This window comes from Paracoccus lutimaris, from assembly GCF_003337565.1.
Classification (GTDB): Bacteria; Pseudomonadota; Alphaproteobacteria; order Rhodobacterales; family Rhodobacteraceae; genus Paracoccus; species Paracoccus lutimaris.
This window is the reverse complement of record NZ_QPJL01000001.1, coordinates 111,799-129,782: the sequence shown is the minus strand read 5'-3', so window position 1 is coordinate 129,782 and position 17,984 is coordinate 111,799. Positions and strand designations below refer to the sequence as shown.

General features: G+C 66.2%; 19 protein-coding genes. 11 read left to right on the top strand and 8 right to left on the bottom strand.

Features of this window, described 5'->3' with window-relative positions; genetic code table 11:
* The first annotated feature begins 44 nt into the window (after positions 1–44).
* From DFP89_RS00625 to DFP89_RS00615, 3 genes are all read left to right on the top strand, one after another.
* Positions 45–257 carry a hypothetical protein gene (locus DFP89_RS00625; protein WP_114347449.1) on the top strand — a complete coding sequence of 71 codons (213 nt, stop codon included), beginning with the start codon at positions 45–47 and terminating at the stop codon, positions 255–257.
* 111 nt (positions 258–368) lie between these two features.
* Positions 369–2,417 carry an acetyl-CoA carboxylase biotin carboxylase subunit gene (locus DFP89_RS00620; RefSeq protein ID WP_114347448.1) on the top strand — a complete coding sequence of 683 codons (2,049 nt, stop codon included), beginning with the start codon at positions 369–371 and terminating at the stop codon, positions 2,415–2,417.
* 45 nt (positions 2,418–2,462) lie between these two features.
* Complete coding sequence (locus DFP89_RS00615) at positions 2,463–3,128, top strand: hypothetical protein (RefSeq protein ID WP_114347447.1); 666 nt, start codon at positions 2,463–2,465, stop codon at positions 3,126–3,128.
* On the opposite strand, the gene DFP89_RS00610 is transcribed toward DFP89_RS00615, so the two are convergent.
* Entirely contained in the window at positions 3,094–3,288 is a 195-nt protein-coding gene (locus DFP89_RS00610; RefSeq protein ID WP_114347446.1) for a hypothetical protein, read from the bottom strand. The genes DFP89_RS00615 and DFP89_RS00610 overlap by 35 nt on opposite strands.
* A 108-nt stretch (positions 3,289–3,396) precedes the next feature.
* Positions 3,397–3,909 (bottom strand): DUF4174 domain-containing protein, encoded by a 513-nt coding sequence (locus tag DFP89_RS00605; protein ID WP_114347788.1) that lies wholly within the window; start codon positions 3,907–3,909, stop codon positions 3,397–3,399.
* Between the two features lie 57 nt (positions 3,910–3,966).
* On the opposite strand from DFP89_RS00605, the gene scpA reads away from it, so the two are divergent.
* The 5 genes from scpA (at position 3,967) to DFP89_RS00580 (ending at position 9,542) form a co-directional block, all read left to right on the top strand.
* On the top strand, positions 3,967–6,111 hold the full coding sequence (gene scpA, locus DFP89_RS00600; protein ID WP_114347445.1) for a methylmalonyl-CoA mutase: 2,145 nt from the start codon (positions 3,967–3,969) through the stop codon (positions 6,109–6,111).
* A gap of 121 nt (positions 6,112–6,232) precedes the next feature.
* Positions 6,233–6,721 (top strand): GNAT family N-acetyltransferase, encoded by a 489-nt coding sequence (locus DFP89_RS00595; RefSeq protein ID WP_114347444.1) that lies wholly within the window; start codon positions 6,233–6,235, stop codon positions 6,719–6,721.
* A 58-nt stretch (positions 6,722–6,779) separates the two neighbouring features.
* Complete coding sequence (locus tag DFP89_RS00590) at positions 6,780–7,604, top strand: glycosyl transferase (RefSeq protein WP_114347443.1); 825 nt, start codon at positions 6,780–6,782, stop codon at positions 7,602–7,604.
* Positions 7,592–8,125: a hypothetical protein gene (locus tag DFP89_RS00585; RefSeq protein ID WP_114347442.1), complete on the top strand. Its 534-nt coding sequence runs from the start codon at positions 7,592–7,594 to the stop codon at positions 8,123–8,125. Before DFP89_RS00590 ends, DFP89_RS00585 begins: the two co-directional genes overlap by 13 nt.
* 100 nt (positions 8,126–8,225) lie before the next feature.
* Complete coding sequence (locus DFP89_RS00580) at positions 8,226–9,542, top strand: homoserine dehydrogenase (RefSeq protein ID WP_114347441.1); 1,317 nt, start codon at positions 8,226–8,228, stop codon at positions 9,540–9,542.
* A gap of 63 nt (positions 9,543–9,605) precedes the next feature.
* On the opposite strand, the gene DFP89_RS00575 is transcribed toward DFP89_RS00580, so the two are convergent.
* Both DFP89_RS00575 and DFP89_RS00570 read right to left on the bottom strand, forming a co-directional pair.
* Entirely contained in the window at positions 9,606–10,265 is a 660-nt protein-coding gene (locus tag DFP89_RS00575) for a GntR family transcriptional regulator (protein WP_114347440.1), read from the bottom strand.
* Positions 10,266–10,295: 30 nt separating this feature from the next.
* On the bottom strand, positions 10,296–11,009 hold the full coding sequence (locus DFP89_RS00570) for a M48 family metallopeptidase (protein ID WP_114347439.1): 714 nt from the start codon (positions 11,007–11,009) through the stop codon (positions 10,296–10,298).
* Positions 11,010–11,177: 168 nt separating this feature from the next.
* Between DFP89_RS00570 and DFP89_RS00565 the strand changes: the two genes are divergently transcribed.
* On the top strand, positions 11,178–11,501 hold the full coding sequence (locus DFP89_RS00565; RefSeq protein WP_114347438.1) for a TIGR02300 family protein: 324 nt from the start codon (positions 11,178–11,180) through the stop codon (positions 11,499–11,501).
* Positions 11,502–11,724: 223 nt separating this feature from the next.
* Here the strand turns inward: DFP89_RS00565 and DFP89_RS00560 are convergent, their stop codons facing one another.
* A complete protein-coding gene (locus DFP89_RS00560; RefSeq protein ID WP_114347437.1) occupies positions 11,725–13,158 on the bottom strand; it encodes a cobyric acid synthase in 1,434 nt (477 codons plus the stop codon).
* Positions 13,159–13,212: 54 nt separating this feature from the next.
* On the opposite strand from DFP89_RS00560, the gene secG reads away from it, so the two are divergent.
* Both secG and DFP89_RS00550 read left to right on the top strand, forming a co-directional pair.
* Entirely contained in the window at positions 13,213–13,734 is a 522-nt protein-coding gene (secG, locus tag DFP89_RS00555) for a preprotein translocase subunit SecG (protein ID WP_114347436.1), read from the top strand.
* A gap of 145 nt (positions 13,735–13,879) precedes the next feature.
* On the top strand, positions 13,880–15,523 hold the full coding sequence (locus DFP89_RS00550; RefSeq protein ID WP_114347435.1) for a CTP synthase: 1,644 nt from the start codon (positions 13,880–13,882) through the stop codon (positions 15,521–15,523).
* 192 nt (positions 15,524–15,715) lie between these two features.
* Here DFP89_RS00550 and DFP89_RS00545 read toward each other — a convergent pair whose 3' ends face one another.
* Genes DFP89_RS00545 through gmk form a run of 3 tightly spaced genes read right to left on the bottom strand, consistent with a single transcriptional unit; the run spans position 15,716 to position 17,930 of the window.
* Positions 15,716–16,768: an ATP-binding protein gene (locus tag DFP89_RS00545; protein WP_114347434.1), complete on the bottom strand. Its 1,053-nt coding sequence runs from the start codon at positions 16,766–16,768 to the stop codon at positions 15,716–15,718.
* Positions 16,765–17,292, bottom strand: a complete 528-nt coding sequence (locus DFP89_RS00540) for a gamma carbonic anhydrase family protein (RefSeq protein ID WP_114347433.1) — start codon at positions 17,290–17,292, stop codon at positions 16,765–16,767. The genes DFP89_RS00545 and DFP89_RS00540 overlap by 4 nt, the downstream gene beginning before the upstream one ends.
* Positions 17,289–17,930, bottom strand: a complete 642-nt coding sequence (gmk, locus tag DFP89_RS00535; RefSeq protein ID WP_114347432.1) for a guanylate kinase — start codon at positions 17,928–17,930, stop codon at positions 17,289–17,291. The genes DFP89_RS00540 and gmk overlap by 4 nt, the downstream gene beginning before the upstream one ends.
* Positions 17,931–17,984: the final 54 nt, after the last annotated feature.

The window sequence follows — 17,984 nt, the reverse complement described above, 5'->3', positions numbered from 1 at the left end:
GCCTTTGGCCTGCGCGCCGGCACCCACATCCCGGAGCTAACCAAATGTCGAAAAAACTCGTCCTGGCACTCGGGCTGGGTCTTGTCGGCCTTGCCGGCTGCACCCAGAACATCAATCCGACCGACATGGATCGCGGCCTCATCGGCGCGGGTGTCGGCGCAACCGCAGCCTATGTCGGCGGCCATAGCGTCGCCAAGGGCGCGGCCATCGGTGCGGTCGGCGGCGCGCTTTGCGACGACGTGCGGCTTTGCCAATAACGACCTGACCGGCGCGCGTCGCACGTCGCGCGCAGTCACCTCATTCATGACCGTCCGGGGCCTTGCGGCCACGGACGGTTTTTTCATGTCCGCAGCCCGGGGGGAGCGCCCATGTTCAAGAAAATCCTGATCGCCAATCGGGGCGAGATCGCCTGCCGGGTCATCAAGACCGCCCGCAAGATGGGCATCAAGACGGTCGCCGTCTATTCCGATGCGGACCGCAATGCGCTGCATGTGAAGATGGCCGACGAGGCCGTCCATATCGGCCCCTCGCCCGCCAACCAGTCCTATATCGTCATCGACAGGATCATGGACGCCATCCGCCAGACCGGCGCCGAGGCCGTCCATCCCGGCTATGGCTTCCTGTCGGAAAACATGAAATTCGCCGAGGCGCTGGAGGCCGAGGGCGTCGCCTTCATCGGCCCGCCCTCGCCCGCCATCGAGGCGATGGGCGACAAGATCACCTCGAAAAAGATCGCGCAGGAGGCCGGCGTTTCCACGGTCCCCGGCTATATGGGCCTGATCGCCGATGCCGAGGAGGCGGTGAAGATCTCGAACCAGATCGGCTATCCGGTGATGATCAAGGCATCGGCCGGCGGCGGCGGCAAGGGCATGCGCATCGCCTGGAACGACCAAGAGGCCCGCGAAGGCTTTGAATCCTCGAAGAACGAGGCCGCGAACAGCTTTGGCGACGACCGCATCTTCATCGAGAAATTCGTGACCCAGCCCCGGCACATCGAAATTCAGGTGCTGGCCGACAAGCATGGCAACGCCGTCTATCTGCATGAACGCGAATGCTCGATCCAGCGCCGCAACCAGAAGGTCATCGAGGAAGCGCCCTCGCCCTTTCTTGACGAGGCGACCCGCAAGGCCATGGGCGAGCAGGCCGTGGCGCTGGCCAAGGCCGTGGGCTATTCCAGCGCCGGCACGGTCGAATTCATCGTCGATGGCCAGAAGAATTTCTACTTTCTGGAAATGAACACCCGCCTGCAGGTCGAACACCCGGTGACCGAGCTGATCACCGGCGTCGATCTGGTCGAGCAGATGATCCGCGTGGCCGATGGCGAGCCGCTGCCCTTTACCCAGTCCGACCTCAAGATCAACGGCTGGGCCATCGAAAGCCGGCTTTACGCCGAGGACCCCTATCGCAACTTCCTGCCCTCGATCGGGCGGCTGACGCGTTATCGCCCGCCGGCCGAGGTCGCCGCCGGTCCGCTGAAAGCCGCCGGCAACTGGGTCAATGACAGCGAGCCGGGCGACAGCCCCGTCGCCGTGCGCAACGATACCGGCGTCTATGAGGGCGGCGAGATCAGCATGTTCTATGACCCGATGATCGCGAAACTCTGCACCTGGGCGCCGACGCGGGCCGAGGCCATCGAGGCGATGCGGCTGGCGCTGGACCAGTTCGAGGTCGAGGGCATCGGCCACAACCTGCCGTTCCTCTCGGCGGTGATGGACCATCCGCGCTTTGTCTCGGGCGATATCTCGACCGCCTTTATCGCCGAGGAATATCCCGAGGGCTTCACCGGCGCGACCCTGCCGGAATCCGAACTGATCCGCATCGCCGCCTCGGCCGCCGCCATGCACCGCGTCGCCGAGATCCGCCGCACCCGCATCACCGGGCGGCTGGACAATCATGAACGCCATGTCGGCGAGCATTGGGTGGTCAAGGTCGGCGAGCAGGAATTCCCCGTCCGCATCACCGCCGATCGGAAAGGCTCGACCGTCGAGATCGCCGGGCGCGAGCTGCGCGTCGAAAGCGACTGGTTGCCGGGGCAAAGTCTGGCGCGGCTGATGGTCAATGGCGCGCCCTTGGTGATGAAGGTCGAGCGCCTGCCCTCGGGCTATCGGCTGCGGGTGCGGGGTGCCGACCTGAAAACCTTTGTCCGCCGCCCGCGCGCCGCCGAACTGGCGCGGCTGATGCCGGAAAAGCTGCCGCCCGATACGTCGAAGTTCCTGCTCTGTCCGATGCCGGGCCTGATCGTCAAGGTCAATGTCGGTCCGGGCGACGAGGTGCAGGAGGGTCAGGCCTTGGCCACCGTCGAGGCGATGAAGATGGAGAACATCCTGCGCGCCGAGAAAAAGGCCGTGGTCAAATCCGTCAGTGCCGCGCCGGGGCAAAGCCTCAAGGTCGACGACGTCATTCTGGAGTTCGAGTGATGTCGGCCAAGGCCCCGGCCGCAGGCATGCCGCAAGGGGGGCGCCGTGTCCGCGCCGCTTGACGACTGGCTCAATCCCACGGTGCAGGCGGCGCTGGTCGCGGCCACCGTCGCCGTGGGCGGCTGGGTCTATAATGGTCGCCAGAATCGCCGTCTGGCCACGCAACTGCGCACCGAGCGCGTGGACGACATCCAGCGCGCCGTGCTGGCCGAGATCCGCGCCCATGTCGTGGCGCTGGAAAACCAGCAGCTATCGCCCGGCGAACAAAGCGACCTGACCCAGCGGGTCCGTCAGGGCGGCTATATCCCCGCCCTGCCGACCGAGGCCAATGACCGCATCTTTCGCGCCATCACCGCCGAGGTGCATCTGTTGCCCGCCCGGGTCATCGACCCGGTGGTGATCTATTACCGGCTGCTGGCGATCATGTCCTCGCTCGCGGGCGATCTGCGGCTGATGGCCGTGCAGGACCCGGCACGCGCCGCCGACATGTTCGAGGATTACCTGAGCCTGACCGACGAGACGCTCTATTCAGGCCGTTATGCGATGGTGATTCTGTCGGCGCGTCTGGACGGCGGCGATGAGGCGGTCGATGCGCTGCTGGATGAGGCGGTCAACGAAGAGGCCGCGCAGATCGCGGCCGGCCTGCCTCAGGAACTGGAAGAATTGCGCGCGCGCCTCAATAGGCGATCTTCGGACCGGAGCGACCTTTGATGGGGCGCAGGCCGATGACATTGGTGATTTCATTGGCGGTGCGGGCACGGGCCAGCCGCTGCACCAGCGTGGCCGTCGCGGCATCCGGCCGCGACCGTTTGGCGCTAGCAGGTGCATCAGCCCCGGGCGAACTTTTGCGCGGCGAGGTCGATTTGGCCATTGCGGGCTCCTTTCCCAGCGGGCGCTGCATGGCCCGCACTTCAAAGGTAGTCATTTGTTTCGATTATCGCAACATCCGCGTAAGCAGCGTACGCCCTGTTGCGATGCTTTATTGCACCCCGGCGCGGCCGATTTCCTGCAGCCGCAGCGGGAACTTGTCGATGGCGCGGGTGATCTCGCGCACCGACCATGGCACGGGCTTGCGCTGCTTGACCTGCCCGTCCTTGTCCATCAGCACCAGCGAAAACCCCTCGGGGCGCAATTGCTGCCGCCATGGGCTGGTTACCGACGGGTCGGTATCGGTGATCACCACCACGTCGCGCAGCAAAAGCGGCAGCGGATCGCGCCGCAGGGCGGCCAATTGCTCGACAAAGGCCGGATCGGCGGCGGTATCGGCGAAGATCACCACCGGCCGCGCCTGCCACATGAATTCCGCCGGATCGGCCTCGGATGCGGCCAGCACGCTGAGCTCATTGCCGGGCAGCTCGCGCGCCGGGGCCTCGGCCCGGGCGGCAGGCACCTCGCCGCGCACATATCGCTGCTCGGCCTCGCCATCCGGCTTGCCCCCCATTGCCGCAACCAGCGGCACCGCCATCAGAAAAATCAACCGTTTCAGTTTCATCATCCCCCTGTCTCTTACCCAATATAAGAGCCGGGCGGCCATGGGAAAGGATGCAAGATGACCAAAAGCCCGCAAACCGGCCTTGAAGAGTGGCGCAAGCTCGCCAGCAAGGAGTTGAAAGGCGCCGATCCTGACAGCCTGACCTGGCACACGCTGGAAGGAATCGAGGTCAAACCGCTTTACACCGCCGAGGATACCAGGGGCCTGCCGCATCTGGGCAGCCTGCCGGGGATCGAGCCCTTTACCCGCGGCCCGCGCGCGACCATGTATGCCGGCCGGCCCTGGACGATCCGCCAATATGCGGGGTTTTCGACCGCAGAAGAATCGAACGCATTTTATCGAAAAGCCTTGGCTGCGGGCCAGCAGGGCGTCTCGGTCGCCTTCGATCTGGCGACGCATCGGGGCTATGACAGCGACCATCCCCGCGTCGAGGGGGATGTGGGCAAGGCCGGCGTCGCCATCGATTCGGTCGAGGACATGAAGATTCTCTTCGACGGCATCCCGCTGGACAAGGTTTCGGTCTCGATGACCATGAACGGCGCGGTGATCCCGATTCTGGCGAATTTCATCGTCACCGGCGAGGAACAGGGCCATCCCCGCGCCGTGCTGTCGGGCACGATCCAGAACGACATCCTGAAAGAGTTCATGGTCCGCAACACCTATATCTATCCGCCCGAACCCTCGATGCGGATCATTTCGGACATCATCGAATACACCAGCAATGAGATGCCGAAGTTCAACTCGATCTCGATCTCTGGCTATCACATGCAGGAGGCGGGCGCGAACCTCGTGCAGGAGCTGGCCTATACGCTGGCCGACGGGCGCGAATATGTGCGCGCGGCGATCGCGGCGGGGATGGATGTGGATGCCTTTGCCGGGCGGCTGTCGTTCTTCTTTGCCATCGGCATGAACGTCTTCATGGAAGCGGCGAAGCTGCGCGCAGCGCGGCTTTTGTGGACGCGGATCATGAAGGAATTCGCGCCGAAAAAGGCCTCCAGCCTGATGCTGCGCACGCATTGCCAGACCTCGGGCGTCAGCCTGCAGGAACAGGACCCCTATAATAATGTCGTGCGCACCGCCTATGAGGCGCTGGCGGCGGCACTGGGCGGCACGCAATCGCTGCACACGAACGCGCTCGATGAGGCGATTGCGCTGCCCACCGAATTCAGCGCCCGCATCGCCCGCAACACCCAGTTGATCCTGCAGGAGGAAACCGGCATCACCCATGTCGTCGATCCCTTGGCCGGCAGCTATTACGTCGAAAGCCTGACCGCCGAACTGGCCGACAAGGCCTGGGCCCTGATCGAAGAGGTCGAGGAAATGGGCGGCATGACCAAGGCCGTCGCCAGCGGCATGCCCAAGCTGCGCATCGAGGAAACCGCCGCGCGGCGTCAGGCGCTGATCGATCGCGGCGAGGAGGTCATCGTCGGCGTGAACAAGTATCGGCTGGCCAAGCAGGACCCGATCGACATTCTGGATATCGACAACGTCAAGGTGCGCGAGGCGCAGATCGCGCGACTGAAGACCATGCGCGCGACCCGGGACGAGGCCGCCTGTCAGGCGGCGCTGGACGAGCTGGCGCGCCGGGCGCGCACTGGCAGCAATCTTCTGGAAGCGGCGGTCGAGGCCGCGCGGGCGCGGGCATCGGTGGGGGAAATCAGCATGGCGATGGAAAAGGAATTCGGCCGTCACCGTGCCGAGGTCAAGACCCTGGCCGGGGTTTACGGCGCGGCTTACGAAGGCGATGACGAGTTCGCCCAGATCCAGCGCGACGTCGAGAAATTCGCCGAGGAAGAAGGCCGCCGCCCGCGCATGCTGGTGGTGAAAATGGGGCAGGACGGCCATGACCGCGGCGCCAAGGTCATTGCCACCGCCTTCGCCGATATCGGCTTTGACGTCGATGTGGGGCCGCTGTTCCAGACCCCCGAAGAGGCCGCGCAGGACGCCATCGACAATGATGTGCACGTGGTGGGCATCAGCTCGCAGGCGGCGGGGCACAAGACGCTGGCCCCCAAGCTGATCGCGGCGCTGAAGGATCAGGGCGCGGGCGATATCATCGTCATCTGCGGCGGCGTCATTCCCCAGCAGGATTACGATTTCCTGAAAAAGGCTGGGGTCAAGGCGATCTTCGGGCCCGGGACGAATATTCCCGCCGCTGCCAAGGACATCCTGTCGCTGATCCGCGAGGCCCGCAGCGCCTGAAATGGCGGCTTGAGGCGGCGGGCGCGGCTCTTGCCGGCGCGGTCGCATGGATATTTATTGCATGAAAGAAGCACCCGTCGCGCCATCCCGGTCGCGGCGGGTTTCGATTGCGAGGCAGCGGATGACCATCAGACCCGTCAGGGACAGCGATCTTGCGGCAATCCTTGCTTTTTGGAACCCGCTGATCCGCGAGACCACGATCACCTTTTCATCCGAGGAAAAGACGGCCGAGGGGTTGACCGCGATGATCGCGGCGCGGCGTAGCATGGGGCGCGAGTTTCTGGTCGCCGAGATCGGCGGCGCGGTGCTGGGTTTTGCCAGCTATGACCAGTTTCGCGCCGGTAACGGCTATGTCCATGCCATGGAACATACCGTCATTCTGGCCCCCGAGGCCCATGGCCGGGGGCTGGGGCGGGTGCTGATGGCGGGGACCGAGGATCACGCGAAGGCGCGCGGTGCGCATGTCATGGTCGCCGGGGTCTCGGGTGAGAATGCCGTAGGGATCGCCTTTCACCGGGCGTTGGGTTACGCGCAGACCGGGGTCATGCCGCAGACCGGGCGCAAGTTCGGCCGCTGGCTGGATCTGGTCCTGATGCAGAAACAGCTTTGAGCGCCGCTTGTCAGGGCCCGGGGGCTGTGAAAGACTCGCTCCAAAACGCGAGGACAGCATGAACGACGGGCGCAACGGCACGATCAAGCAGATCATCTGTATCAAATGGGGCACCAAGTTCGGCCCCGAATTCGTGAACCGCCTGCATGCGATGATCGCGCGCAACATCACGCCGCCGTTCCGGCTTTATTGCTTTACCGATGACGGCAGCGGGCTGCATCCCCATATCGCCATCCGGCCCCTGCCCGAATTCGCGTATCAGGCGCCGGTCAATACGCGCGGCAAATGGCCGAAATCGCGGCTTTGGGGCGATCTGGGCGATGTGACGGGCGTGGTGCTGTTTCTGGACCTGGACGTCATCGTTACCGGCAGCCTTGACGATTTCTTCAGCTTTGGCGATCCGGACGACACCGTGGTCGGGCTGAACCCGAATACGCCCCTGGAAAAGATGGGCCAGACCTCGGTCTATCGGATGCGGGTGGGCAAGCTGAAACCCCTGCAGGACATCTTTCGCGCCGATCCGCAGGCGGCGGCGGACAAGTACAAATACGAGCAGCGCTTTGTCACCCGCAACGCGCCGGGGGGCGTCAAGTTCTGGCCCAAGGGCTGGCTCGCGCATTTCCGCATGCATTGCGTGCCGAACTTTCCGTTGAACTATTTCCGCGAGGCGCGCATTCCCGCCGGCACCCGGATCGTGATCTTCCCGGGCAACCTGAACCCGCCCGACGCCATTGCCGGACGCTGGAGCGACCGCGACGACCACCTTAGCCCCATGGATCACCTGCGCGCCACATTCGACGGGCGCAGACGCGAAGGGGTCTTCAAGCACCTGCGCCATTACCTGCTGCCGGTCAGCTGGGTCGAAAAGCTGTGGCGCGAATAGGCGCGCCGCCCGAGACGCATTACACTTTGCCGCCGGAATTCGCGGCAGCCCTGGGGCAATGCGTGGCGAATTTCGGCTGGCTTGAGGAAATCATCAAGCGCACCATCTATGCACTGGACCGCGCGCGGCTGGCCGATGACCTGACGCAAGAGGAATTGCAGACCTGGCTGACCCATATCGGGCAGATCGCCGACGATTCCATGGGCACGCAGATCGACCAGCTGGATGCTGCCATGCGCCGCTATCCGGGCTTGCGCGACCGCAACCGCATCACCGACCGCCTGGCCGCGATCCGGCTGCATCGCAATCTTCTGTGCCATGCCTCGTGGCGCCCGACCGAGGACAAGACCCGCTGGCATCCGGCCTTTGTCAATACCAAGGGCGAGGTCTTTGACCACGGGCTGAGCCTTACCGATCTGGAGACCATCAGCGCCGACACGGTCGAGATCGGCACCCGCGTCTTGCGCGTCATGCGCGCCACCGGGGTCGAGGGCTATTGGGCCGGCGATGACGAGGCGTAAGCTTGGGCGTAAGCTTGCGCGCAACCCTGCGCGCAAGCCCCGCGTTGCAAGACCGCGCGCCATCCGCTAACACCGCCTCACCCATAGATAAGAGTGTTCCATGTCCGCCCAGAAACCGGGGCAAAACGCCTCTCCGCTTCGTCTCGGCATCGCAGGTCTCGGGACGGTCGGCACCGGCACCGTCAAGATCATCCAGAAACATGCCGCGATGCTCAGCTCGCGCGCAGGTCGTCCGGTGGCGATCACCGCCGTCAGCGCCCGCGACCGGATGAAGAACCGCGATGTGGACCTGTCCGGCTATGCCTGGGAAACCGATGCCCGCGCGCTGGCCGTGCGCGATGATATCGACGTCTTCGTCGAACTGATCGGCGGCGATGAGGGCATTGCCCGCGAGGCGGTGACCGCCGCGCTGAAGGCCGGCAAGGATGTCGTCACCGCCAACAAGGCGCTGCTGGCGATCCACGGTCAGGAACTGGCGGAACTGGCCGAGGCGCATGGCCGCGTCATCCGCTTCGAGGCCGCCGTCGCCGGTGGCATCCCGATCATCAAGACGATGACCGAGTCGCTCGCCGGCAACGAGATCCGCCGCGTCATGGGCGTGATGAACGGCACCTGCAACTATATCCTGACCCGGATGGAGAATGCCGGCCTGCCCTATGAGACGGTCTTCGAAGAGGCCCGCCAGCTTGGCTATCTTGAGGCCGATCCGACGCTGGACGTGGGCGGGATTGACGCCAGCCACAAGCTGGCGCTGCTGGCCGCCATCGCCTTTGGCGCCAAGCCCAGCTTCGGCGCCGTCGAGATCGAGGGGATCGAGCGCGTCAGCATCGACGATATCCGCCGCGCCGCCGACATGGGCTATCGCATCAAGCTGCTGGGCGTGGCGCAGATGACCGGGCGCGGGCTGGAACAGCGCATGTCGCCCTGTCTCGTGCCCGCCGAAAGCCCGCTGGGGCAATTGCAGGGCGGCACCAACATGGTCGTGGTCGAGGGCGACTCGGTCGGCCAGATCGTCTTGCGCGGCGCCGGCGCCGGCGAAGGCCCGACCGCCAGCGCGGTCATGTCCGACGTGGTCGAGATCGCGCGCGGCGTGCGCATGCCCAGCTTTGGCCAGCCGGCATCAGAGCTTGCCACCCCGCAGGCGGCGCGCACCGCCGTGCCGGCCGCCTATTACATCCGTCTGCAACTGACCGACAAGCCGGGCGCACTGGCCAAGGTCGCCTCAGTCCTGGGCGAGGCCGGGATTTCGATCGACCGCATGCGCCAATACGGCCATTCGGAAACGGCGGGCATCGCGCCCGTGCTGATCGTGACCCACAAGACCACGCCCGACGCCATCGATCACGCCATCGAGGCCCTGCCCAAGACCGGCGTCATCGCCGGCGAGCCGGTCGAGCTGCGCATCGAGGAAGTCTGACAGGACGAACACGTCCGACCGGAAAACGGGGCGCGCGGGTCTGCCGGGCGCCCTTTTTCGTGGTCAGCGCGCGGCCTGACCCTCGGTGCCCAGATGGCGCAGCCCGTGGGTCACGTCGGCGCGCACCGCCAGCCGCAGCCCCGGCTCGTCCCCGGCGCGCAGCGAGGCCAGGATCATGCGGTGATGGCGCGGCGGCTCGTGCCGCTTCACCCGGCCATAGAGCGCCCGCATCGTCGGCCCCAGTTGCAGCCAGACCGTTTCCACGATGGCCAGCATCGCCGGGGCCTGCGCGCGCAGGTAAAGGATGCGGTGAAACTCCAGATTGGTGCGGATATAGCCCACGGCGTCGTGACGCTCGACCGCCTCGCCGATGGCGGCGTTGATGACCGCCATGCGCTCGATCAGCGCCTGATGGGCGCGCGGCAGCGCCCGCGCCGCCAGTTCCGGCTCGATCAGCCCGCGCAGCGCCGCCAATTCCTCGATCCGCTCGACCGACAGTTCCGGCGTCGCAATCCGCCCCGATGAGGACAGCGTCAGCGCGCCTTCGGCCACCAGCCGCCGCACCGCCTCACGCGCGGGGGTCATCGAGACGCGATGCTCGGCCGCGATTCCGCGCAGGGTCATCGGCAGGCCGGGCGGCAATTCCCCCAGCATGATGCGCTGACGCAGGTTGCGGTAAAGCCGCTCATGGGCCGAGGTCTCGGGGGGGCGCGAGGCGTTCATGCGCCCATGTGATCACAAAATCCGGCGCCGTCAATCGCCGCTGTCATCGCCGTCATCCCCCTCGTCGCGAAAGCGCCAGGCCAGCAGCTCATGGCCATGGCTGCGCAGCCAGGCGCGGTGGTGGGCATAGTCGGGCATCAGCCGTGCCGTGGCCGCCCAGAAGGCCGGGGAATGATCCATATGGGCCAGATGTGCGACCTCATGCGCGGCGACGTAATCCAGCACCTCGGGCGGGGCCATGGCCAGCCGCCATGAGAACATCAGCCGCCCGTCATGGGTGCAGCTGCCCCAGCGCGAGCGGGTGTCGCGCAGCGACAGGGCGTGGAAAGGGCGCCCCAGCGCGGCGGCATGGCGGTCGCAGGCGGCACTCAGCCGCGCATGGGCCAGATGCTTGAGAAAGGCCGCCACGACCACGCCCACGGGCCGGCCCTGCGGCACCAGCAGGCGGTCATCGGTCAGCGCGACCCGGCGCCCTTCGGTCGGGGTGACCAGCCGTGCCACGCCCTCGACCGGCAGGTTTGCGCCAAGACCCGCAAGCTGCAGCCTCGGCATCTGCGCGCGCATCTGGCGCAGCCATTCGGTCCGCGATTCGGCAAAGGCGCGGCCGTCCTGCACGCTGGCGCGCTGGGGCAACGTCAGCACCACCTCGCCGCCCGCACGCGCGACGCGCAGGGTCATCCGCCGCGCCCGGGCCGAGCGGCGCAGGGTCACCGGAATGTCGCCTCCGACCAGAATGCTGCTCATCGTCCCCGCATCGTTTGGTGTTTTCATGTGTCTTGACGGGCGCTGTTTCCGCCCATGCCATCCGATCCTGCCGCGCATTCCACCGCAAGGGGGAAAAGCCTTTGACACCCCGCACCGGCTGTGGCAGGGGACAGCGGATTTACCTAACCGTGGCAGAAAGAGAATACCATGCCCAAAGAGGAATGGGGCACGAAACGCCTTTGCCCCCACTGCAATACGCGCTTCTATGACCTGATGAACGACCCGATGACCTGCCCGGCTTGCGGTGCGGAATTCACCCTTGAAAGCCTGACCAGCGGCCGCGCGCGCTCGCTGATCTCGGAAAAGACCGCCGCACGTGACACCGACCAGACCGATCTGGTCGATGACGAGGATCTGGACGATGACGCCGATGGCGGCGATCTGGACGACGATCTGCTGGATGACGACGATGATGACGGCGACGTGTCGCTGGACGAGATCGCCGACATGCCCGACAGCGACGACGACTGATCGCATTTGCGGGGATCACCGCGCCCGGCGCGGGTCCCTGACGCATTCCGGCCTTGAGACCGTGAACATGACGCCTGCCGAGTTTCATCCCGGCAGGCGTTTGCCTGTCTTGGGCTTTCTCGGCGAAAAGGTCAGGCCCAGATTCGCATCATCGCCAAAGCATGGCGGGCGCTCTGCCCTGGTGGCTTGCCCCCGGGGACCGGTCGCAGCGTGGCGGCGGGCCTCACCCGGCCAGAGCTAACAGCCGGTCGACGTCGAGATGCGCCTCGAGATGCTGGGCAAGACGGTCCAGGACCTTATCGACGCCGGCGCCGTAATCCAGCGCGGATGACGTCCCGAACCCGGAAAGCCAGGCGGCGCGAAAGGCGTCGCTGGCAAAAAGCCCGTGCAGATAGGTGCCCGCGACACGGCCATCGGAGCTGACCGCGCCGTCTGGCTGCGGAATATGGGCAAAGGGGCGGGCGCAATCGGGGCCGGTGGTGCGGCCCATATGGATCTCATAGCCCTCGATCGGCTGGCCTTGGGCGTGGCCTTCGATCCGGGTCAGGCGCTTGTCGGGGGCCATATGGGTTTCCACGTCCAGAAGCCCCAGGCCGGGATCGCTGCCCGGCGCGCCGTCATGGCCATGCGGGTCGTGGATCATGCGGCCCAGCATCTGATAGCCGCCACAGATGCCCAGCACCCGTCCGCCCCGCCGCAGATGCGCCGCCAGATCAATGTCCCAGCCTTGCGCGCGCAGGAAGGCCAGATCGCCGCGCGTCGATTTGCTGCCGGGAAGCACGACCAGATCGGCATCGCCCGGCAGCGCCTGTCCCGGCGAAACCATGCTTAGCCGGACGCCCGGCTCGGCCGCCAAAGGATCCAGATCGTCGAAATTCGCGATCCGCGACAGCATCGGGCAGGCGATGTGCAAGGCACCTGCCCCGGAACTGCGGCGCAGATCGGCCGCATCCTCGGCCGGCAAGCGGGCGGCATCGGGAAACCACGGCACAAGGCCCAGATCGGGCCAGCCGGTGCGCTCGGCGATAAAGGCGCGTCCGGCATCGAACAGCGCCGGATCACCCCGGAAACGGTTGATCAGGAAACCCCGGATCATCGCCGCGTCCTCCGGATCGATCACCGCCTGCGTGCCGACGATCTGCGCGATCACCCCGCCCCGGTCGATATCGCCCGCCAGCACAACCGGCACATTGGCGGCGCGGGCGAATCCCATATTGGCAATGTCGCGGGCGCGCAGATTGACCTCGGCCGGGCTGCCGGCGCCTTCGACCAGCACCAGATCATGCGCGGCGGAGAGGCGCTGGAAGCTGTCCAGAACCGCCCCCATCAGCTGCGGCTTCAGCCCCGCGTAATCCGCCGCCGCAGCCCGCGTCACCGCGCGGCCCTGCACGACGACCTGCGCAGCGCGGTCGGTTTCGGGCTTGAGCAGCACCGGGTTCATGTGGACCGAGGGCTCAAGCCCCGCCGCACGGGCCTGCAGGGCCTGCGCGCGGCCGATCTCGCCCCCGTCCGGGGTCACGGCAGCGTTGTTCGACATGTTCTGCGGCTTGAAAGGCGCGACGCGGATTCCGCGCAGCCTTGCGGCACGACATAGTCCCGCCACCAGCAGCGATTTCCCGACATTCGAGCCGGTTCCCTGAATCATCAGCGCGACCATTGCCGCCCCCGCTTGCCAATCCCCGCCTTGGTGACTAGATAGGCGCGTCGCTGAATGAAAGGCCCCGTGGTGGAAAACGTCGTCCTTACCGTGCATCTGATCCTTGCAGTCCTGCTGATCGGAGTGGTGCTTTTGCAGCGGTCCGAAGGCGGCGGCCTTGGCATGGGTGGTGGCGGAGGCGGTGTCATGACCGGCCGTCAGGCCGCCAATGCCCTGTCGCGCCTGACCTGGATCTTTGCCATCGGCTTCATCATCACCTCGGTCACGCTGACCGTCATCGCAGCGCGCAATGCCTCGAACGGCTCGATCGTGGACCAGCTGGACCTTGGCGGCACGGCGACCGCGCCGACGACCGACCTGCCCGCCGGGCTTGAAAACTATGCCCCGCCGCCCGGCGCCGGCCAGCCCGTGGTTCCGGGCGCAGCCCAGCCGGTCACGCCTCCGGCAGCCGAGGCGCCCGCTGCTGAGGCGCCCGCCGCTCCGGCGGAAAGCGCCGCCCCCGTGACCCCGCCCGCCACCCCGGCACCGGCCGAGGCACCCGCGGCGGAAACGCCGGCTCCGGCGCCCACGAACTGACACCAGAATTTGGGGGCGCAAATCGCGCCCCTTACAACAAGTAGCGGTCCGTTGCGGCCACGGGACAAATCGGATATAGATCGGGTCCCGTGATGCCGCCCAGATTCGGGCCGCGATCATCTATTTGATTACTCACGGGGGCCTCATGGCGCGTTATATCTTCATCACCGGCGGTGTGGTTTCTTCCCTTGGCAAGGGGCTGGCATCGGCGGCGCTGGGGGCGCTGTTGCAGGCGCGCGGCTATACGGTCCGGCTGCGCAAACTCGACCCCTATCTGAACGTCGATCCCGGCACCATGAGCCCCTTTGAGCATGGCGAGGTCTTCGTCACCGATGACGGCGCCGAGACCGATCTGGACCTTGGCCATTACGAGCGTTTCACCGGGGTTTCGGCGCGCAGGACCGACTCGGTTTCCTCGGGGCGGATCTATTCCAACGTGCTGGAAAAGGAACGCCGCGGCGAATATCTGGGCAAGACCATTCAGGTCATCCCCCACGTTACCAATGAAATCAAAGACTTCCTGTCAATTGGCGAGGATGAGGTCGATTTCATGCTCTGCGAGATCGGCGGCACGGTCGGCGATATCGAGGGCCTGCCCTTTTTCGAGGCGATCCGGCAATTCGCGCAGGACCGCCCGCGCGGGCGCTGCATCTTCATGCATCTGACCCTGCTGCCCTATCTGGCCGCGTCGGGCGAACTGAAGACCAAGCCCACCCAGCACAGCGTCAAGGAACTGCGCTCGATCGGGCTTCAGCCCGATGTGCTGGTCTGCCGCAGCGAACATCCGATCCCGGAAAAGGAACGCGCCAAGATCGCGCTGTTCTGTAACGTCCGCCCCGATGCGGTGATCCCGGCCTATGACCTGAAATCCATCTATGAGGCGCCCTTGGCCTATCACCGCGCCGGTCTTGACCAAGCGGTGCTGGACGCCTTCCAGATCAGCCCGGCGCCGCGTCCCGACCTTTCGCGCTGGGAAGATGTGATGGACCGCCTGATCCATGCCGAGGGCCGCGTCCGCGTCGCCATCGTCGGCAAATACACCCAGCTTGAGGATGCCTATAAATCCATCGCCGAGGCCCTGACCCATGGCGGCATGGCCAACCGCGTCCGCGTCAAGGCCGACTGGGTGGACAGCGAGAAGCTGGAGGGCGAAGGCGCGCATCTGCTGGACGGCTATAACGGCATCATCGTGCCCGGCGGCTTTGGCGAGCGCGGCACCGAAGGCATGGTCGCGGCGGCGAAATACGCCCGCGAAAAGAACGTGCCCTATCTCGGCATCTGTCTGGGCATGCAGATGGCGGTGATCGAGGCCGCGCGCAATCTGGCCGGCATGCCCGATGCCGGCTCCGAGGAATTCGACCACGAGGCCGGCGAGACCCGCTTCACCCCGGTCGTCTATCACCTGAAGGAATGGGTGCAGGGCAACTATACCGTTCAGCGCAAGCTCACCGACGACAAGGGCGGCACCATGCGTCTGGGCGCCTATACGGCCGTGCTGACCCCCGGCTCGAAGATTTCGGACATCTATGGCGGCGCGACCGAGATCGAGGACCGCCACCGCCACCGCTACGAGGTCGACGCCACCTATCGCGACCAGCTCGAGGGTGCGGGGCTCAGCTTTTCGGGCATGTCGCCGGACGGCCGCCTGCCCGAGGTGGTGGAATATCGCGACCATCCGTGGTTCATCGGCGTGCAGTCCCATCCCGAACTGAAATCCAAACCCTTCGAGCCGGCACCGCTGTTTGCGGGCTTCGTCCGGGCGGCGATGGAGAATGAGCGGCTGGTCTGAGGATCAGCCTGAATTCCCCGCCCCCGGCGGGTTCCAAAGCTGCTTGCCGTCACGGTTTCAACCCGGCCATTGAAAGCCGAGGTCGCGCTTGTCCGATCGGGTGAAACCGGCGCGCGGATGGTGATTGCCTTGCCGCCCGCGCGCATGCGGGACCGGCGGTCAAGCGCGGCTCGCCGGGGGCGGCAATCCGCCTTACACCCGCCCGACCGTCTCGGGCAACAGTACGGTAAAGCGGCTGCCCTGCCCGATCTCGCTTTCGATCCGCAGCCTTCCCCGATGACGGCTGACGATGTGCTTGACGATGGCCAGCCCCAGCCCGGTGCCGCCCTTTTCGCGCGAGCGATGGGTGTCCACGCGGTAGAACCGTTCGGTCAGGCGCGGCAGGTGCTGGGATTCGATCCCCTCGCCCTTGTCGGCCACGCTTACCGACCATGCCGGGCCGCGCAGCACCGGCTCATGATCCAGATGCGCCAGCGTCACCGTGACCACGCCGCCGCTGCCGCCATATTTCACCGCATTCTCGATCAGATTGCGAAAGACCTGCACCAGCTGGTCACCGTCGCCCGGCACCATGACCTTGTTGCCGGCGCCCTTCAGTTCCAGCCGAACCCCCGCCGCTGCGGCCGCCGGGGTCAGCGTCGCCACTTCGGAGCGCAGCAGCCCCGCCAGCTCGACATTCTGCACCGGGCGGCGGCGCTCGTCCTGCTCGACCCGGCTCAGCGACAGAAGGTCGGCGACAAGCCGGTTCATGCGCCCCGCCTCGCGCTCCATGATGTTCAGGAAACGGTCGCGGGCGTCTGGATCGTTGCGCGCCGGGCCGCGCAGCGTCTCGATGAAGCCCATCAGCGCGGTCAGCGGCGTGCGCAGCTCATGGCTGACATTGGCGACGAAATCGCGGCGCATCTGCTCGGTCTCCTCGTCGCGCGAGCGGTCCTCGATGCTGATCGCGGCACCTTGCAGGCCCGGACCGGCCAGCCGCGTCACCGTCACCTCGCACAGGACGCGGTGATCGGCGAGGTTCAGCGTCACGTTCAGCCGCGCCCGGTCCTGCCCGGCCAGAACCGCGTCCAGCGCGGCGTTCACTTCGGGCTGGCGCAGCACGGTGACAAAAGGGCGCGTGGCGGGCACCGGCCCCAGCAACGCCTCGGCCGGCTCATTGGCGCCAAGGATGCGCGCATCCTGATCGACAACCAGAAGCGCGACCGGCACCGTGCGCAGCAGCGCCGCAAGCGTGGCGTCGGTCATCCCTGCGGCGCCGGCACCATGCCCTTGCGGAACCGCGCGGCATTCTGCTGATAGCGCCGGGCGCTTTCGATCAGCCCGGCGCGGGCCTTGTCGTCCAGCTCGCGGATGATCTTGCCGGGGGCGCCCATGACCAGCGCGCCGGGCGGGATCTCCTTGTTCTCGGCCACCAGTGCGCCGGCGCCGATCAGCGCCCCGGCGCCGATTTTCGCGCCGTTCAGGATGATCGCGCCCATGCCGACCAGCGTGCCGTCGCCGATGGTGCAGCCATGCAGGATGGCGCGGTGGCCGATGGTGCAATTCTCGCCCACGGTCAGCGGATAGCCGGGATCGGTATGGCAGACGCAAAGATCCTGGATGTTCGAGCCGCGCCCCAGCCGGATTTCCTCATTGTCGCCGCGCAGGACGGCGCCGAACCAGACGCTTGCATCCTCCTCCAGCACGACGCGGCCCATCAGCTGCGCATCCGGCGCAACCCACGCCGCCGCCGCGATGCGCGGCGCGATTCCATCCAGATCCCAGATCATCGGCCTTCCTCCTGCATAAGGGCGCGCACGAACGGACCAAGCCCGGCCTGACGTTCGCGGCGCAGCCGCTCGGCGGTCAGGATGGTGATCAGCGCGTCGGTGCTGCGCTCGATATCGTCATTGACGATGACATAATCATATTCGGCCCAATGGCTGATCTCTGCACGGCTTTTTTCCATGCGGCCGGCGATCACCTCGGGCGTATCCTGCTGGCGCGAGACCAGCCGGCGTTCCAGTTCCGTCAGGCTGGGCGGCAGCACGAAGATCGAGACTACATGCGCCCCAAGGCTTGAGGCCCGGATCTGCTGGCCGCCCTGCCAGTCCACATCGAACAGCGTGTCGCGCCCGGCGCGCATCGCCGCCTCGACCGGGCCGCGCGGCGTGCCGTAGAAATTGCCGAAGACCTCGGCATGTTCCAGCATCTCGCCCTTGCCGACCATGTCGCGGAATTCGTCGGGGCTGCGGAAATAGTAATGCTCGCCCTCGACCTCGCCGGGGCGTGGCTTGCGGGTGGTCGCGGAAACCGAAAAGCGCAAGCTGGGGTCCCAGGCCATCAGCCGCCGCGCCAGCGTCGATTTTCCCGCCCCCGAGGGCGAGGACAGGATCACCAGAAGCCCGCTGCGTTCGATCTCTGTCATCCCTGCCCCCTGACTGTCTGGCCGCCTGAATGGCCCCGCGCCGCATCCGGGTCA

Bases quoted from the DNA above. Each gene is read 5' to 3' on its own strand.
- DFP89_RS00575 (WP_114347440.1), bottom strand. From the start codon at position 10,265: ATGAACGCCTCGCGCCCCCCCGAGACCTCGGCCCATGAGCGGCTTTAC.
- DFP89_RS00550 (WP_114347435.1), top strand. From the start codon at position 13,880: ATGGCGCGTTATATCTTCATCACCGGCGGTGTGGTTTCTTCCCTTGGC.
- DFP89_RS00545 (WP_114347434.1), bottom strand. From the start codon at position 16,768: ATGACCGACGCCACGCTTGCGGCGCTGCTGCGCACGGTGCCGGTCGCG.
- DFP89_RS00580 (WP_114347441.1), top strand. From the start codon at position 8,226: ATGTCCGCCCAGAAACCGGGGCAAAACGCCTCTCCGCTTCGTCTCGGC.
- DFP89_RS00540 (WP_114347433.1), bottom strand. From the start codon at position 17,292: ATGATCTGGGATCTGGATGGAATCGCGCCGCGCATCGCGGCGGCGGCG.
- DFP89_RS00570 (WP_114347439.1), bottom strand. From the start codon at position 11,009: ATGAGCAGCATTCTGGTCGGAGGCGACATTCCGGTGACCCTGCGCCGC.
- DFP89_RS00590 (WP_114347443.1), top strand. From the start codon at position 6,780: ATGAACGACGGGCGCAACGGCACGATCAAGCAGATCATCTGTATCAAA.
- secG (WP_114347436.1), top strand. From the start codon at position 13,213: ATGAAAGGCCCCGTGGTGGAAAACGTCGTCCTTACCGTGCATCTGATC.
- DFP89_RS00595 (WP_114347444.1), top strand. From the start codon at position 6,233: ATGACCATCAGACCCGTCAGGGACAGCGATCTTGCGGCAATCCTTGCT.
- DFP89_RS00610 (WP_114347446.1), bottom strand. From the start codon at position 3,288: ATGGCCAAATCGACCTCGCCGCGCAAAAGTTCGCCCGGGGCTGATGCA.
- gmk (WP_114347432.1), bottom strand. From the start codon at position 17,930: ATGACAGAGATCGAACGCAGCGGGCTTCTGGTGATCCTGTCCTCGCCC.
- DFP89_RS00560 (WP_114347437.1), bottom strand. From the start codon at position 13,158: ATGGTCGCGCTGATGATTCAGGGAACCGGCTCGAATGTCGGGAAATCG.
- scpA (WP_114347445.1), top strand. From the start codon at position 3,967: ATGACCAAAAGCCCGCAAACCGGCCTTGAAGAGTGGCGCAAGCTCGCC.
- DFP89_RS00620 (WP_114347448.1), top strand. From the start codon at position 369: ATGTTCAAGAAAATCCTGATCGCCAATCGGGGCGAGATCGCCTGCCGG.
- DFP89_RS00605 (WP_114347788.1), bottom strand. From the start codon at position 3,909: ATGAAACTGAAACGGTTGATTTTTCTGATGGCGGTGCCGCTGGTTGCG.
- DFP89_RS00565 (WP_114347438.1), top strand. From the start codon at position 11,178: ATGCCCAAAGAGGAATGGGGCACGAAACGCCTTTGCCCCCACTGCAAT.
- DFP89_RS00625 (WP_114347449.1), top strand. From the start codon at position 45: ATGTCGAAAAAACTCGTCCTGGCACTCGGGCTGGGTCTTGTCGGCCTT.